This is a genomic window from Blautia sp. St.27G3 (assembly GCF_059728505.1).
Map to the genome: position 1 here is coordinate 261,918 of NZ_BAAGFO010000002.1, position 16,785 is coordinate 278,702.

A 16,785-nucleotide genomic window follows, 5' to 3' on the forward strand; every position below is an offset into this window, starting at 1 on the left:
CCTTATGCTTCACTTATCTATACTAATTCTGAAACCAGTGTCTTAATCGTCTTAACTGATTCCGGATGTCTCAGAATAACAGCATTGGAACCGGAAGCAAGAACTGCTGCTGCAGTTTCGATTTCCATATCAATTCCACGCTCTTCCTGGCATCCCCATTCCGGCATGTCGGCCTCAGAAGCCATCGCTTCTTTTACGCCCCATACCTCTGAAGCTACCGGAGTGATGATCGGCATCTGAAGTGTTACGTCACCCTGCTGAAGTGCTGCTGCTTTGATACGGTCCATCGTGGACACTACGTATTCAAAACCATAACCAGCGGCTGCTGTACCAATATTCATTACAACATTCTTTCCGTCAACGCCAAGCTGAGTAAGCAGTACGTTCAGCTGCTTTGCAAGGTTAATGTCAACGGCTGACTCAGCGCCGACAACCTGCTTGTAAGCCAGACCTGCTGAAGCGCCGATGGTCTTGTAGTTCTCTTCTTTTGCTGCCAGAATAAGAGCATTTCTGCCCTCCAGCGCTGCTGCTGCCTTGTCTAGAAGCTCAGAATCTTTTTCTACGTTTTTGGAACCACAGATTACAAGCGGAACATCAACAGCGTCTGCGATATCCTTTACAAGCTGAATCAGCTCTTCCGTCGGTTTGTTCTGTCCGTTCGGGTCTCCGCCCTCTAAACGAACGCTGAGGAAATCAACACCCTCAAAAGAAGCAGCCTTTTTTGCCATGTCAACAACAGACTCACAACCTTCGTAGCATTTCTGAATGCATTCCGGCTCAGCTGCCACACCACCATCCGTAATTTCGATACCTACCTTCGGCGCGTTTTCAATTGCATCGTCAAATGTGTAAAACGGAAGAACATTTTCTCCGCCCATTTTGATCGCTTTATCGCCGGTACCGATTTCTACGGTATTAATTTTTGCATTAAACTTTCCTGATTTTGCAGTAAACGGCATTTCTTTTTTACCTCCTTGTGTTTACATACCGACACAGCGAAGCCGCAAAACAGCGCTGCATCGCAGTATTCTCTTCAAGATATATTTTAAAATTCGGATGAGATAGCATCCGGACTACCGCACATAATAAATTTCAGTCTAAATGATTCACTTCGTTTATCACTTTCAGACTCAGAAAAATGCACAGCATTTTTCCGTTAAATGATTCACGCTATTTCTCATTTCAGACTCAGAAAAATGCATGGCATTTTTCTTCGTTAAAGAATCATGCTGCCCTTGTACAGAATGTCATAAATGACATCCTGTACTGCGGACATCATACGGTGATTTGCTTCGCAAATCCCCTAAAATCGGCGTCGCCGATTTTGATTCTTTACATCATCGGTTCCATGGAGAGTGCCGGATGGCCCTTCTCTGTCAGGAACTCAAGCAATGTCTCCGGATCTTCTGCTACAGTCTCGTCACCGATCATATCAGTAAAGTTGTCGATTCCGTACAGCTCTTTTGCCGTAGCGTTCAATCTCTCTGCAACCTGTTCTTTCAGATCCTTCGGCATCCATACGATACGCTCAATACCACCCTCAGCTTTCATGAACTTCTTGGAAGCAATGAAATGCTTTCCATGTCCCATGAAACCAGGTGTCTGAACACCGCCGCCTGTCATGGAAGCGAGTTCCGGGAAGGTCATACCGATCGGAGTCATACCTGCGTACTCACGGTTTGCAATACATACGCCGTTGGAAAGCGGCTCAATACCACAGATACACTCGAAGCATCCGCAGGAGGTCATCGGCTTCTCGATGATGGAGTACAGAGATACATCCTCAAGGGCACCCTGGGAGAACTTCTGAACTGCCTCATTAACGTCTTCGTATTCACCGATTCTCTCGTCAATCACTCGTTCTTTTGTAATAACCTGGCACGGTCCCTGCGGATCGAGCTCGTTGGTTGCCTTTGCATCCAGCCATGAAACGGCACCGCAAAGTCCAAGTCTTTCCGGAGTAACCACACATACGTGGCTCGGGGAGAATGCCTGGCACATGATACAGCTGTAGTAAACATCTACGGACTCGTCAGTCAGAGTAGTCAGACGCTCGTCACGCTTGTCGAACATCGGCATTGCAACCTCATGACGGATCTTTGTACACTCAGCCGGATCTGTGTAGATCTTCACCTGACACTTATCAACAACGGCTGCGAACTCGCTCTTTACCTTTGCGTAAAGCACTTCACCGATGTGCTTTGCACGGAAGCCTGCGTTGAAGGTGTCTTTGCTGATACGGATACGGATCATATCACGCTGTCCGGTGTGCATCATACCCTCTACACAGTTCAGATAAGAATGGAATTTACGCTCAAATACCGGCTCAAAGTCAGACTGCATCGTCTTTCCAGCTACTTCTACCACGTAAGCAATGCTCTGCTTGCTTCCTTCCGGCATCTCATCGAGATCCGGTCCGATTACTTCAATCTTGTGATCTTCAACCTCAGAAGCCTCGCAGGTGCGAACCAGCTCACAGCAGTCTACTCTGGAACCGTCAAACTCTACCTGCATATCGCCACGGCGGATGATTTCACCCTCAAATGCGGATGCAAATGCTACCGGGATATCAATATTTGTAATCTTGATCTTAATGTCTCTTGCTTCAAGAGAGGTTGCATTGAATTTAGAAACATCCGGCTGTACGATCAGGCTCTTCGGAACCCTTACGTTCACTGCTTCTGCAGTTGCAACATCATTTGTCACTACCGGGAAGCCAAGTGCGATTGCACCTGCGCCGCAAGCTACGATAACCGGATCAAGCGGAGCGAATGCGTTTACGAATGCCGGTACACGTTTAAAGGTATACTCCATCAGACCAGCTGCATCGCCGCCCTGAATATTACCAAAGATAAGCGCTGCTCTTACTGCAACAGATACTACATGGATTACAGATGTTACATCCTTACCAAGCGGAATGACACGTACATTTGCACCTGTCTTGTAACCCATCTCTTCACACTGGTCAATGATTCCGCCAACCAGAGTAACCAGGATACCCTGTGCCTGATAGCTCTTTATAAGAGCAACACCTTCCTCAGCGCTCGGAGCTGAGCCAAGGATAACTGCTACGCCAGGAATATCGCCTGTTACAAGCGGTACACCAAGTTCACGGATGATTGCATCGCCAAGGTGTCCATAGCACGGCTCTGCATACGGTGTAGCGCCGTCCATATATTTCAATACTTCGATAAACTCTGCGCAAAGAGCTGTGGCAACACCGGACATGAATGCATCATTCAGTCTCTTCTGTCTTGTCATAAGCGTTTTTACTACGCCAAGAGCCTCTTTTAATTCACCAAGATTTCCAACCTTGGTTCCTGTCACGCCATAGTAGCACGGCAGGCTGTATGCGGTATCCGGAAATGCAACCGGCTTGTCAGCGCCGTATTTCTCAATCGCGTCATTGATGGCTGACTCTGTCAACCCGTATACCGTATCGTTTCCGCTAAAAACAACATCAAATAAAGTCACTGTTCTACCTCCACTAAACTTTTAAAGTTATAATCTCAACACAGACTGCTGTCAGTTTTCCTCTGCTTTGTCGATCAGTTCCTTGATCCGCCTGATTTCCTCCACAGCAGATTTACTGTAATCATACGGAGAAGCGCCGTTTCGGTCTGCGTCTATTACTTCTGTATTGTAATGGACAAAACCGAGCAAATCTTCCGCTGGAATCCTGGAACGGACAAATTCTTCGTCTTTTTCATCCCGAACCTTATTGGCCACCACACGTACCTGCTTTACGCCAAGCTCACTGGCCAGACGTTTTACATTGCGGTACGTCTGAATACTTCTGGCTCCAGGTTCGATCACAACAACAAACTGATCCATTCCGCTGGTCGTGCCGCGTCCCAGATGCTCAAGTCCGGCCTCCATATCAAGAATTACCACGTCCTTCCGATGGAGCACCAGATTATTGATAATCCTTTTCAGCATCACATGCTCCGGACAAACACACCCGCTTCCGGCTGTATCTACCGTTCCGAGCACAAGAAGTCTCACTCCGCCGAATACCTTTCCATAAGTATCCGGAATATCACTCACTTTCGGATTCAGACTGTAGAACTGGTTTCCCTGTGTCGCTCCGGTCCTTTCCTCGATCAGTTTGCGCATTTTGGTAATCGGTACAATCTGCGCAAGCTCTTCTTCTGAAAATCCAAGGGCCAGTCCCAGATTTGCATCCGGGTCCACATCCGCGGCAAGAACCTGACGTCCTTCCTCCGCGTATAATCTTGCCAGGGTCGCAGCAAAGGTGGTTTTTCCCACCCCGCCTTTCCCGGTAACAGCAATCTTCATGTTTTCGTCACCTCATAATCCGCCCGGACTGATGATTAGATTCCGATCGCTTCACGCTTCTCTTCGATTCTCTCAATCATCTTGTCAACAAGCTTTTCAATATCTGTCTCAACTGTATAAGCAGCCTCTACCCAGTCTCTGATACCATTTGTCAGAAGACCTGCCACCTGATCAGAACCGCTTACATACGGGTCAACGCCAAGGAAGGTATCAATACCTGTACCTACTACGTAGTTACCGATGGATACGGCCTTCTCAGACATCCACTCCGGAGCACAGCCAACAACCGGAAGCTGAGAAATATTCAGTCCGGAATCCTTTGCCAGCGTAGCAACCAGAACCATCATACGGCTGATATCAACACAGGAACCCATGTGAAGTACCGGCGGAATGTCTGCCAGCTCACATACCCTCTTCAGACCTGCGCCGCAGAGATCTTTTGCTCTCTTATCCATAAGACCTGCTTTTGCCGCTGCCTGTGCGGAACATCCGGAAGCAACCACGATAATGTCGTTTGCGATCAGCTTCTTCATCAGCTCAATGTGAGCGGTATCCGGACGAATCTTCGGATTGTTACATCCTACCATAGCAACTGCACCACGGATAACGCCGGAGGTAATACACTCGATGAGCGGCTTTGTCGTACCTGTCACGTCTACCTGTGAATTTGTAACGCCGTCAAGCGTCTTAACAATCGCCTCTACCGAGTAACCAACTGTAGCTTTCTGTTTCATATCCGGAATATGTACAAGCTCCGGCTTTCTGTTCTTGAAGTTTTCAATCGCCATCTTTACGATAGACTTTGCATTTTCAGCAGCCGTCTCTGCTGAAAAACGGATATATTCAGAATCCGGCATCTGTGCAATCGGAGAAGTTGTGACGAATTTTGTATGGAAGCACTTAGAAAGAGGTCCGAGTGCCGGGAAAATACACTGTACGTCAACAACGATCGCCTCGCAGGCACCTGTCAGTACAACATTCTCCTGCTGCAGGAAGTTACCTGCCATCGGAATACCACGACGCATTGCTACTTCGTTTGAAGTACAGCATACACCAGAAACAGTGATGCCCTTTGCGCCCATTTCTTTCGCATATGCGATCATTTCCGGATCATCTGCAAACTCACAGATCATCTCAGAAAGTGACGGATCGTGTCCGTGTACAACGATATTGACATTCTCTGCTACCATAACGCCAAGGTTTGCTTCTGTGTCGATTGGCTTCGGAGTACCGAACAGTACGTCAGAGAACTCCGTACCAGCCATGGAACCGCCCCATCCATCAGCAAGACCTGCACGCAGAGACTGACGAATCAATGCTTCCGGCTTGGAAGAACATCCCATATGGGACATATGTAAGGAACAGGAAACCTCACGGTCAATCGCACGCGGAGCAACTTCTTCTCTCTTCCAAATTTCCTGTGTATGCTCCGGAAGACGATTCATGAAGTTCTGGAAACCGAATACCTTTCCGTATTCTTCCAGTCCCTTGTATGCCATCTCATGAGCCAGATCATAGATATCCTTGCCTTCTGTCTCAACACCCCATTCTTTTGCGATGCGAACCAGCTTCTCAGGATCTTTTACCTTGTATGCGCCATTCGGATCTGCACAGTACAGAGTATGGCAGATCTCACGACCATGGTCAGAGTGCGTCGCAGCTCCGCCTGCCGTAAATTTCAGATAGTTACGTCCAACGATACCATGAGCGTCACAACCACAGATTCCTCTCGGAGCCTTCGGTGTGATACGGCATGGTCCCATAGAACAGATTCTACAGCAGATACCCTGCTCGCCAAACTTACAGTGCGGCGTCTGATTTTTTACACGATACTGCCATGCATCAGCTCCAACCTTTTTTCCGGTTTCCAGAAGTCGTTCGGTAGCCGCTTCAAACTCTTCCACCGTTGTTAATTTAAAATCTCCCATTATAAACCTCCTTGAATATTTAAATAAAATGGGTGTATCTCTGTGTTTCTGTATTTACAGGGAAAGCTTGTTTACAATCTCTCCCAGCGCCAGGCGCACTGGTGAATCCTCCGGCAGTGTAACTGTCGGTTTGCCATCACAGTCATACTCGTACACCTGGTCATCATGGGGTACAACGCCGAGAAGCGTCAGCCCCTGATTTTCGATTTCCTCTAATGTGCCCTGATTCAGTACGCCGCCTGGTGCGCGGTTTACAATCAGCCCCATGGTTTTGGGATTCAGATTACAATCTTTTGCAAGCTGTGCAATCCTTCCTGCCGCCTGCACGCCGCGTCTGGAACAGTCGCTGACCAGAATCAGCGTGTCAACCTTCGGAAGAATCCCGCGGCTGATATGCTCCATACCTGCCTCATTATCCACAACCATAAATTTATAATTCGGAAGCAGCCTTTGCATCTGCGCCTGAAGCAATCCATTTACATAACAGTAGCATCCCTTGCCCTGGGTCCTTCCCATCACAAGGAGATCAAAATCATCATCCTCCGCAAGGCAGCGCTGGAACATGATTTCCGTATAATCTGCCTTTGATACACCGGCCGGAATCGGATTTTTCACGCTGTCCTCCGCGCGTTCAATCTGCTCACGCACTTCGCCGAGTGTCATTTCTACTTCCACGCCAAGTACCTCGTTCAGATTGGAGTTCGCATCTGCATCCACTGCCAAAATCGGGCGTTTCCCCATCCGGCCCATATACTGGATCAGCATACCGGAAAGCGTTGTTTTTCCAACTCCGCCCTTTCCTGCAATCGCTATTACCTGCGCCATGTTGTTGCCTCCTTATTATATCAATATTAAATCCATGTTGCTAATCACATTGAATCTTTACGACTCCTCCGGTCAGATCTACCATCACAACCGTACCTTCGACCGTTTTGCGGTCTCCCATCACATCTGTAAGCGTAACCTGTTTTCCGTCGATGTCAATCCGGCTGACATATTCCATGATAATACTGTCAGGTTCATTTGATTTATATGCAGTTGACAGACACATGCGTCCACCTCCCATATCGGATTTGAATTCCCGCTATTGCTTTGTCAGCACAAGCTTAATGCTCTAGCTCTCTTTTACCAGCGAAAGAGCAAGGTTTAAATACAGATTGCCCTTCTGAAACTCATCAACTGCTTTGCGCAGCTGGTCTGCTGCTGCTCCCTTTCCTGCACTGCGCAGCTTCTCAGCCACCTGGTCAAGCTCTGCCGCATGGTGCTCGTTATGCTTCAGCATATAATCCAGCAATGCCACAAGCTTATCCCCCTGCGGCTCCTCATGCGTATGACCGCCACAACCACTGCAACCGCTCTCACAGCCGCTGTGTGTATGACTGTGCTCATGATCGTGCTCATCCTCATGGCCATGCTCATGACTGTGCGTATGAGTATGCTCATAAGTATGCGTGTGAACATGCTCGTGGTCATGACTGTGCACACACAGATTTCCATTTTCATCATGAATCAAATGCATGCGTATTCTCCTTTCTGGAAAAGTTTGTTATTTTTTTCACATGTCTAGTCATTCTACGACATTTGGTGGTATTATACCATATCTTGTTGTCATTCACAACAACCGTCGTGTATTTTTTTTAGAACTTTCCCTTTCCAGTTTTTCACTTTTCACAAAAACGCCGCGGAAAAATGAGCCCTCATTTACTCCGCGGCGTTTTTTGTCACAATGCTTTCATACACCTGTTGTATTCTCTTTATATCTCCCATGGAAGCAGGGGATTCTCCTGCTTATTGTCGCGCAGCATCAGATCTGAGACTGCTTCTTTTGGATTTTTACCTTCAAACAGCATCTTGTTTACCTGTTCGATTATCGGAAGTTCCACTCCATATTTCCGTGAAAGAAGTATTGCAGATTTGGCAGAATAGACGCCTTCCACCACCATATTTACCTCTTTCATGGCTTCTTCCATCGTATACCCCTGTCCGATCAGAATACCGGCTCTGCGATTGCGGCTGTGCATGCTGGCACAGGTCACGATCAAATCCCCAATCCCAGTCAGGCCGAAAAAGGTTTCCGGCTTTCCGCCCATCCTGACGCCAAGCCGTTCAATCTCTACCATGCCACGCGTAATCAGCGCCGCCTTTGCATTGTCTCCATATCCCATGCCATCCGCAATACCGGCAGCCAAAGCGATCACATTTTTCAGCGCTCCGCCAAGCTCAATGCCAAGCATGTCCGGACTGATATAAACACGGAAAACTGGACTCATAAAAATCTGCTGAAGATACCGGGCTGTCTTTTCACATCTCGCTCCCACCACGCATGTCGTTGGCAGTCCCTTGGCCACCTCCTCCGCATGGCTCGGACCAGACAGAACAGCTGCCTCTGATTGCGGAATGAGTTCCGAAACGATATCCGTCATGCTCGCCAGTGTGCTCTCCTCAATTCCTTTAGAAGCGCTGACAATCACAGTTCCAGCCTCAACATAACTGCTCATTTTCTTTGCCGTTTCCCGCACACAGTGCGAGGGAACCACAAGAATCAAAATATCCTTTTGTGCAGACGCTGCCTCCAGATCTGACGTCACCTGAATCGCTTCCGGAAGCCGGACCTTTGGCAGCTTGGAAACCTGACGCGTACTGCGAATCTGCTCCGCCTCTGTTTCGCGGTGAGACCACAACGTCACTTCATTTCCATTTTCATTTAAAAGAATTGCGAGCGCGGTTCCCCAGCTTCCCGCTCCGATCACACCTAATTTCGCCATCACTTTACCCTATTTTTCTTTTTAAAAAGATATGTTTTCCGTTCCTCATGATGCCACAGACGCTGGATATTGGAGCGGTGCATCCAGAAAGCAAGCACCGTCAGTACCGCACCGACTGCGTACATTTCATTCAGATAATTCTGCACCATCCCAAATTCGCCCCGCTGTCCCATAATAACCAGCTCAATCATAAATCCGACGTATACCAGTAGTGAGCCAAGGGAAACATAGTGCGTCAAGAGCAGCGTAAGCGCAAATGTCAAAAATCCAAACAGCGTCAGATACCAGTTCAGGGACAAAATAAGTCCTGCTGTTGCCGCAATCCCTTTTCCGCCTCGAAAATTCAGATAAAAAGGGAAATTGTGTCCAAAAATCACACCCGCCGCTGTATAGAAAGACAAAAGCGGAAGCATGTCTGCATGAGTGGCATGGAAAATCAAACGAATCACCCATACTGCCGCTACACACTTCAGCGCATCGCCAAGCAGCGTAATTGCGCCCGCCTTCGTTCCGAGCGTACGCAGCATATTAGTCGTCCCAGCGTTTCCACTTCCATGCTTACGGATATCAATTCCGTGCAGACGGCCATAGATATAACTCGTCTGGAACAGTCCGAATACGTACCCGACTGCCAGACAGATCAAGCGTTCCATCAGTTTTACTTGTCCTTTCGTTCCCGAATGATAAATTTGAGCGATGTTCCCTTAAATCCGAACGTATCCCGGATCTTGTTTTCCAAATACCTGGTATATGAAAAATGCATTAGCTCCTTGTCATTGACAAAAATCACAAATGTCGGCGGCTTGACGGAGACCTGTGTAATATAAAACAGCTTCAGACGCTTGCCCTTATCCGAAGGCGGCTGCTGCAAAGCCACTGCCTCTGCCATGATCTCATTGAGCACACCGGTCGCAACGCGCAGCGTCTGATTCTCAATAACCATATTGATCGTCTCAAACAGCTTCGGCAGACGCTGACCAGTCTCTGCGGAAATAAAAATAATTTCAGCATACGGCATATAAGAAAGAACCTGCCTGATATCATTGGTATGCTTGTAAATGGTCTTGTCATCCTTTTCGATCGCATCCCATTTATTTACTGCAATAACAATCCCCTTACCACGGTCATGGGCGATCCCTGCGATCTTCGCATCCTGCTCTGTCACGCCTTCTGTCGCATCAATCATAATCACGACAACATCCGCACGCTCAACTGCCGTCACGGTACGGATGATGCTGTAGCGCTCGAGCTCTTCTTTTATTTTATTCTTGCGACGAAGGCCCGCTGTATCAATAAAGACATACTCCCGGTCCTGCCATGTCACCGCTGTGTCGACTGCATCGCGCGTTGTCCCGGCAATATCTGAAACAATCAGGCGTTTCTCACCGAGCAGTTTATTGATCAGTGAAGATTTTCCCACATTCGGCTTTCCGACAATCGCGATGCGCGGCCGGTCATCCTCTTCCTCGTCCAGCTGCTCCGGATTGAAGTGGGCAATCACCGCATCGAGCATATCTCCAAGTCCTGTTTTGTTACCCGCGGAGATTGGATACGGATCGCCGATTCCCAGATTGTAAAATTCGTACACATCCGCGATATATTTCTGATAGCTGTCCACCTTATTTACCACAAGGACTACCGGCTTGTGTGAACGTCGCAGCATATCAGCCACCTTCGCATCCGAATCCACCAGCCCCTGTTTGCAGTCCGTCATAAACAGAATGACATCTGCCGTGTCAATCGCAATCTGCGCCTGCTCCCTCATCTGGGAAAGAATAATATCGCTGCTGTCCGGTTCGATTCCCCCCGTATCAATCAGCGTAAAATTGATATTCAGCCATTCCACATCAGCATAAATACGATCCCTGGTCACACCGGGCGTATCCTTAACTATCGCAATGTTTTCTCCGGCCAGTGCGTTAAAAAGTGTGGACTTTCCAACATTTGGCCGACCAACAATCGCTACGATCGGTTTACTCATCCGCTTCCTCCTCTTCTATGGCAACCTCCTGCCCGGTCACTGCACGGACAAAATCATATCCGCTTGATTTTACAATACGAATTCTGATTTGTAAAGCCTTTTCCAGCTCCTCCACTGTCATGTCATCCAGAAAAACCTGTTCCCCGCTGCGCAACATACTGACCGGCAGCAAAAGCTCGCTTCCAAGTACCTGGCCTTTGAGCTGTGCAAGAAGATCCTGTCCTGTCAAAAGCCCGGAAACCGTAATTTTCTCACCAAAGAAATCATTTCGAATCCCGTAAATATGAAGCGTAACCTCGGGCGTATACGCGCGGATCTCCTGATAGAGCCGTTCCAGATATGGTGCCGCCAAACGCCCTGTGGCAAGCGACAGTTCCCGCGGCAGTTGATTCTGTATGCCTTTGCGATTCTGCATTTCGGAGAGCGCCGCACGCGTCTCCTGCGTCAAAAGCCGCATCATCCCCACGCCGTTTTCCAGCTGCAAATACCCGTCGTACCGCTCTTCTTCCGGAAATGGTCTTCCCGCAAGGATATACCATTCGTCAGAAGCATGAATAAAATGTATACCATATTCATCATAGATCTTTTTCTGCCAGGCCTCAATACAGTCAATGACCACACAGGCGTCTTCTTTTTCAAATGCTTCCAGCGGATACAGCCCGTCCCGAAATTTCGTAAGCCCTACCGGAACCACCGATACACTGCGTAGATATGGCAGATAATCCGTTAATTTTTGAATCGAATCCTCAAGCTCCGCTCCATCATTAATCCCCTTGCACAGAACGATCTGTCCGTTCAGCTCAATACCTGCTTCTGCCAGACGCTTTACCTTCGGAAAAATGTCTCCAGCAAAACGGTTGTTCAGCATTTTGCAGCGCAGTTGGGGATTCATTGTATGGAAAGATATATTGATCGGCTCCAGATGATACCGAATAATCCGGTCAATATCATGGTCGCTCATATTCGTAAGCGTTACGTAATTTCCCTGCAAAAAAGAGAGCCGCGAATCGTCATCTTTAAAATACAACGTATCACGCATGCCCTTTGGCATCTGATCGATGAAACAGAAAATACATTTGTTACGGCAGGAACGGTATTCATCCATCAAAGAATTCTCAAAAGTAATCCCAAGATCCTCCTCAAACTCTTTCTCGATCTCAAGCTCCCACTCTTCTCCGTCTGCCTTTCGCACCAGCACTGTCAGATATTCTTCATTGATATAATAGTGATAGTCAAAAATATCTTCAATCTCCTGCCCGTTTACTGCGAGAAGCACATCACCCGGCTCCAGCTCCATCTCCTCCGCAATACTTCCCGAATAAACGCTTTTAATTTTATGTTCCATGCAATTCTTTTTCATCTTCTATTTTAACTCCTGTCATGTTCGCAATCTGTTTCAACGTTATCATATCCTTCCGAAAAATGCAACCCGGGCCACGAATAAGCTGGTATTTTAATCCGCTGGTATTCGGTGTACGCAAATAGAAAAGCTACCGCAAAGCAGAAGAAAGTATATTCTTTCCATCTGCTTTGTAGCAGCCCACAAATTCATCTTTTCATTGTTGCAAAGTACTTAGGAACCGCATTTGGGTAAAATATGTGCGATACCAGTAATTACTCTACGTTCACGGTCAGGCTGTTTTCACCTACGGTAATCGTATGCTCTCCTGCGCCGTCCAGCGTTACTTTCATTGTGACGATTGCGAAATCTCCGCCTTCCACGCTGACAACCTGAGAACCTACAACCTGATCGCCGTCATATGCTTCTGCGAAAATTGTTCCGTCTGCTCCGGCATTTTCTGCGATCATATAGATATCAAATGCTTCGCCGGATTTTTGCGTCTTGTTTACTGCAAGTGTAACTTCCTGCACACCTCTCATAGATTCACGTTCCACGGTTGCAAGCTCTGTATCCATGATCAGTGTATTTAACTTAATATCAGCCGCCTCACCGTATTTCATGCCAAACTCAGCCGGATACAAAACGTCACCCATATTGTTTGCGAGCTCTGCGGTCGGATTCTGTCTTACCGTTGCTGCCATGTACAGTCTTGTTGTCGGGTCTACGCCAGTGTCATAAGCAAGCTCGCCCCATGCTGAAAGTGCATCCTCACTATTCCGTGCGATTTCGTACATCAGTTTTCCTGACGGTTCGCGGTCTCCAAAGAGCATCTCTGCCAGTACAGACGGTAGTGTATGTGTAAAGAAATTGCCCATCGTGGAACCATGATCCGGCTGTGCATTGTAGGTAAGCATCAGCAGCGCCGCGCTGTTTTCAGCAGTCAGCGTATTCGGCTCCACAGAACCGGTTGCAAAGCTTCCGTTCGCCGCTTCTACTGCAAGGATAAGCGGTTTGCCTGCTGCGTTTGCTTCCTCAATAATATACTGTGCACTTTCTTCTACATCGCTGATACGTGAAATGACAACATCTGCTTCCTCGATGGTCTCCACAACTTCGGTGTATGCTCCGATTGCAGCCTTATCCATATCCTCGGTATCAATGTCTGTATCGTATACAAACACCTTTGTACCTGCTGATAACGGAAGGATGTTATTGTCATTCTTTAACAGTACCGTTGATTCGGTCTGAAGTTTCTTTTCCATCTCGTTCATCTCATCGGTGCGCGCCGCATAAACATCATCAATAGCAGTCAGTTCAAACTGATCTGCCTTATATGCTTCGCTTGCGCAAAGATCAAGAATCTCCTCCGCGCTGCGATACGGATCCTCGAACAGCCCCAGGACAAATTTATTTTTCAGTACCCGACGGCAGGAACGGTCAACGAGTTCCATACTGATTGTACCGTCCTCAATGCCTTCTTTTACAATTTCCGGCCAGTGCATCAGCATACGTCCCGGATAATTCTCATCAATATATGCCTGACTGCAATCCGTTCCGTCAGCTGCAAAGAAACCGCCGTACTGGTCTACATCTGCTTCCAGAATCGTTGCGTACAGTTCTTTTGCGGACATCTGAGAAAGGTCTCGGCCATCCGGTGTAAAGCCTGTAGCGGACGGCTCAGCCATGAACAACGGCCAATCTGTTACGACAATTCCATTGTAACCAAGGTCATTTCTGAGAATGCCCATTGTTTCTGCATCATAATTTACATTACACTCATTTTCGCCATAGCCATTATTGAGCATGATCCAGGATGTTCCTGCATCAACAGCTGCTTTCCAGCCTACCATCCAGCTGTCAAGCAGGTTTGCCGGACTCTTTGCCCCTGCATAATTAGAACGTCCTCCGCGGGCAATAAAATGCTTGGTACATGCATTTACACCATTCTCTTCATAAGCTTTCGTCTCAACAGCTGTATATTTGGCAATGTTGTTCACTTCATCTCCGTACCAGCTGCCGATTTCCACACCGTATGTATGGAACGGTACGTGATAACCGATTGCAGCTTCCTCTTTCGCATACTGTGCAACCATATTGTAAAGAAGCTCTTCATCATGTGCAATACCGAATGCATAATTTGCCATATTTACCATACCGGCCCATGTATTGTAAGAACGGTCACAGCTGAGCACAACCGGAATACCGAGACGCGCGCTTTCCGCAATCTCCTGAATCTCATTGATTTCCTTCTGCTGTTCAAGCGGCGTACCATTAACGTTGTGAAGGAAGGTTGTATTATAATCAGAAATAATCTGATGGTAAATCGGCGTATACATATCTCCGTTTACTTCAATCTGATCTTCGTTGCTGTACATAAATTCTTCCGTGTACGGATAAAGGGAAGTAAAGGTACCGCCGGTTGTCATATGAAACAGGGTTCCTACCTTTTCATCCAGAGTCATCTGGGACAAAAGGTCTTCCACACGGTCATTCACATCTGCCCGCCAGTCTTCGTAAACATCGAGTTCTCCGTCACCGTCCAGATCCTTAAATTTCAGACCATCCACTTCGATCATCTTTTTTGTGTGCGTTTCCAGTCCCACCTGCTCGCCTTCTGCCTCTACAATTTCCACCTGAACTTCAAACGGAACCTCATAAGAGCCATCTGTTTCCTCTGCTGCAAAAACAGACATCGGCACGGAAGTTACCATCATCCCAAGCGCCATCAGCATTGCAATACGTTTTTTCATTCATCTTCTCCTTTTCTATCCTTTTTGTTATATAGCCAGTTCCGGAACTTTTATGGACAGCCCTTATAAAATGTACAGAAAAATGGGGAACTTGTTTGCAACCCCGCTTTTATACATTTACCAGGAACATCCACTTTCATAAATATTCCGCAACAATCTGCTATCTAAAGCATGGTGCAGTCTATTCGCCTGCTTTTACAGAAAATGCTGCACAGGATTCACCGGCCAGCTCGAGAATCTGCTCCATCGGAGCCCCGTCCAGCGGATGTTCGCTTGTACTGATCCAGCTCAGCACACCATTCTGCGTTTCCAGCTCTGCGATATCCAATTCTTCATAGGAGCAGCAGGAAAGTACGCCGTCTTTCAAGGCAATCACCGTCCCGTTTGTCTCCCCGAAAACAAAATAATACATGTCTGCTTTCGCATCATAATATACCGGTACATTTTTCTGGGTCACCTCCGGCATTTCCTCGTCCTCTTCCCACGGAAGCTCACACGCCTCAATCCCGTTTCCATCCGCATTCACTTCCCAGACACCAACCGCTTTTGTACGTTTGCGGGTAACGTAAGATGTGACTACTTCCAGACGGCCGTTCCCATCCAAATCTGTGAGGACATAGCTGCCTCCCTTTGTTGGCTTCCAGGTTTTTACATTTGCAATAAGAATGTTCACCTGTTCCGATGGCGAGAGCGCTTCCGCTGCATACGTGGAGCCCACAGACATTCCAACTGCAAGCGCCGCTGCCAATCCTGCCATACAAATTTTTTTGTTCATTTTATCCACCTCCTGCATTTGATTGACATCGTCTGTAACTTGTATTACAATAGCATGCAAGCAAAAAAAATACCAATATCATGCTGTGAAATGACCGTTTTTGTGGCCAAATGCACAAAACAGATGTTTTTATTTTGCGAATGGTATCCCCCCTTTCATTTCATCTCAGGAGATTAATCAATGGAAAACATTAGAATTGCTATTTGTGATGACGAAATACTACTTCTTCCGCATTTGTCAGCGATGATCCGAAGGTATTTCACCACGCAAAATTTGGAGTGTGAAACCGTACCGTTTTCCTCCTCTACAGAATTGTCCGAACATATCCAGAAAAATAATTTTTTTGATCTTTATTTTCTTGATATTGATATTCCGGAGTTAAACGGTATTGCACTGGCAGAAAAGATCAAGCAAAAAGACAGCAACGCTCTGATTATTTACGTATCAGCTAAAGAAGACATGGTATTTCAAACCTTTAAAACACAGCCTCTGGCCTTCGTACGGAAAAACTGTTTTTCTGATGATATGTTGGAAGCTATGAATACCATCATCAAATATCTGAAAAAACCACAGGAAACGATCGTGACGCTCGAGGACTCTCTCGGCCATCCGGTCCGTATCCATGTAAACCGCACGATTTACATTGAAGCAAAAGATAATTATCAGTATATTGTAAGCGCCAAAAAACAGGAAATGGTCCGTTGTTCCATAACAGAACTTGAAAAAGCGCTGACGCCATATCGCTATATTCGTGTTCATCGAAGCTATCTTGTCAACTATAAATACATTCGCCGGATTAATCCCGATCATATTCTGCTGGACGATGGGCGAACGGTACCCATGAGCCGGCTTCGCAAAAAAGAAATACGACAGCTGTTTATGGAATACGATCTTTCTTAAAAATTCAGCAATACTTATTACATATTCATACGTATCAGGAGATTA

The 16,785-nt window shown here is 47.1% G+C and carries 14 protein-coding genes; 1 reads left to right on the forward strand and 13 read right to left on the reverse strand.

Annotated features, from left to right (window positions below; translation table 11 throughout):
• Positions 1–17 precede the first annotated feature (17 nt).
• The 13 genes from acsD to AC6I2O_RS10925 all read right to left on the reverse strand — a co-directional run bounded on the left by acsD (position 18) and on the right by AC6I2O_RS10925 (position 15,840).
• Positions 18–959, reverse strand: coding sequence for an acetyl-CoA decarbonylase/synthase complex subunit delta (gene acsD, locus AC6I2O_RS10865; protein ID WP_120392110.1), 942 nt, complete (start codon positions 957–959; stop codon positions 18–20).
• Positions 960–1,332: 373 nt separating this feature from the next.
• Positions 1,333–3,474, reverse strand: coding sequence for an acetyl-CoA decarbonylase/synthase complex subunit alpha/beta (gene acsB, locus AC6I2O_RS10870; RefSeq protein ID WP_120392111.1), 2,142 nt, complete (start codon positions 3,472–3,474; stop codon positions 1,333–1,335).
• A gap of 51 nt (positions 3,475–3,525) precedes the next feature.
• The gene (locus AC6I2O_RS10875; protein WP_497742648.1) at positions 3,526–4,299 is read right to left on the reverse strand and encodes an ATP-binding protein; all 774 of its coding nucleotides are present in this window, start codon (positions 4,297–4,299) and stop codon (positions 3,526–3,528) included.
• Positions 4,300–4,334: 35 nt separating this feature from the next.
• A complete protein-coding gene (gene cooS, locus AC6I2O_RS10880; RefSeq protein WP_120392113.1) occupies positions 4,335–6,227 on the reverse strand; it encodes an anaerobic carbon-monoxide dehydrogenase catalytic subunit in 1,893 nt (630 codons plus the stop codon).
• Between the two features lie 54 nt (positions 6,228–6,281).
• The gene (locus AC6I2O_RS10885) at positions 6,282–7,052 is read right to left on the reverse strand and encodes an ATP-binding protein (RefSeq protein WP_120392114.1); all 771 of its coding nucleotides are present in this window, start codon (positions 7,050–7,052) and stop codon (positions 6,282–6,284) included.
• 40 nt (positions 7,053–7,092) lie between these two features.
• Positions 7,093–7,278 carry a CooT family nickel-binding protein gene (locus AC6I2O_RS10890; protein WP_120392115.1) on the reverse strand — a complete coding sequence of 62 codons (186 nt, stop codon included), beginning with the start codon at positions 7,276–7,278 and terminating at the stop codon, positions 7,093–7,095.
• A gap of 63 nt (positions 7,279–7,341) precedes the next feature.
• Positions 7,342–7,746: a DUF8180 domain-containing protein gene (locus AC6I2O_RS10895; RefSeq protein ID WP_120392116.1), complete on the reverse strand. Its 405-nt coding sequence runs from the start codon at positions 7,744–7,746 to the stop codon at positions 7,342–7,344.
• A 235-nt stretch (positions 7,747–7,981) separates the two neighbouring features.
• On the reverse strand, positions 7,982–8,992 hold the full coding sequence (locus tag AC6I2O_RS10900) for an NAD(P)H-dependent glycerol-3-phosphate dehydrogenase (protein WP_120392117.1): 1,011 nt from the start codon (positions 8,990–8,992) through the stop codon (positions 7,982–7,984).
• The gene (gene plsY, locus AC6I2O_RS10905) at positions 8,992–9,645 is read right to left on the reverse strand and encodes a glycerol-3-phosphate 1-O-acyltransferase PlsY (RefSeq protein ID WP_497742649.1); all 654 of its coding nucleotides are present in this window, start codon (positions 9,643–9,645) and stop codon (positions 8,992–8,994) included. The genes AC6I2O_RS10900 and plsY overlap by 1 nt, the downstream gene beginning before the upstream one ends.
• A gap of 5 nt (positions 9,646–9,650) precedes the next feature.
• A complete protein-coding gene (gene der / locus AC6I2O_RS10910) occupies positions 9,651–10,973 on the reverse strand; it encodes a ribosome biogenesis GTPase Der (protein ID WP_120392119.1) in 1,323 nt (440 codons plus the stop codon).
• Positions 10,966–12,333 (reverse strand): DUF512 domain-containing protein, encoded by a 1,368-nt coding sequence (locus AC6I2O_RS10915; protein ID WP_497742650.1) that lies wholly within the window; start codon positions 12,331–12,333, stop codon positions 10,966–10,968. The genes der and AC6I2O_RS10915 overlap by 8 nt, the downstream gene beginning before the upstream one ends.
• 254 nt (positions 12,334–12,587) lie before the next feature.
• The gene (locus AC6I2O_RS10920) at positions 12,588–15,065 is read right to left on the reverse strand and encodes a glycoside hydrolase family 3 N-terminal domain-containing protein (protein ID WP_120392121.1); all 2,478 of its coding nucleotides are present in this window, start codon (positions 15,063–15,065) and stop codon (positions 12,588–12,590) included.
• Positions 15,066–15,246: 181 nt separating this feature from the next.
• On the reverse strand, positions 15,247–15,840 hold the full coding sequence (locus AC6I2O_RS10925) for a hypothetical protein (RefSeq protein ID WP_120392122.1): 594 nt from the start codon (positions 15,838–15,840) through the stop codon (positions 15,247–15,249).
• A gap of 180 nt (positions 15,841–16,020) precedes the next feature.
• Between AC6I2O_RS10925 and AC6I2O_RS10930 the strand changes: the two genes are divergently transcribed.
• Entirely contained in the window at positions 16,021–16,740 is a 720-nt protein-coding gene (locus AC6I2O_RS10930; protein ID WP_120392123.1) for a LytR/AlgR family response regulator transcription factor, read from the forward strand.
• The last annotated feature ends 45 nt before the right edge of the window (positions 16,741–16,785 follow it).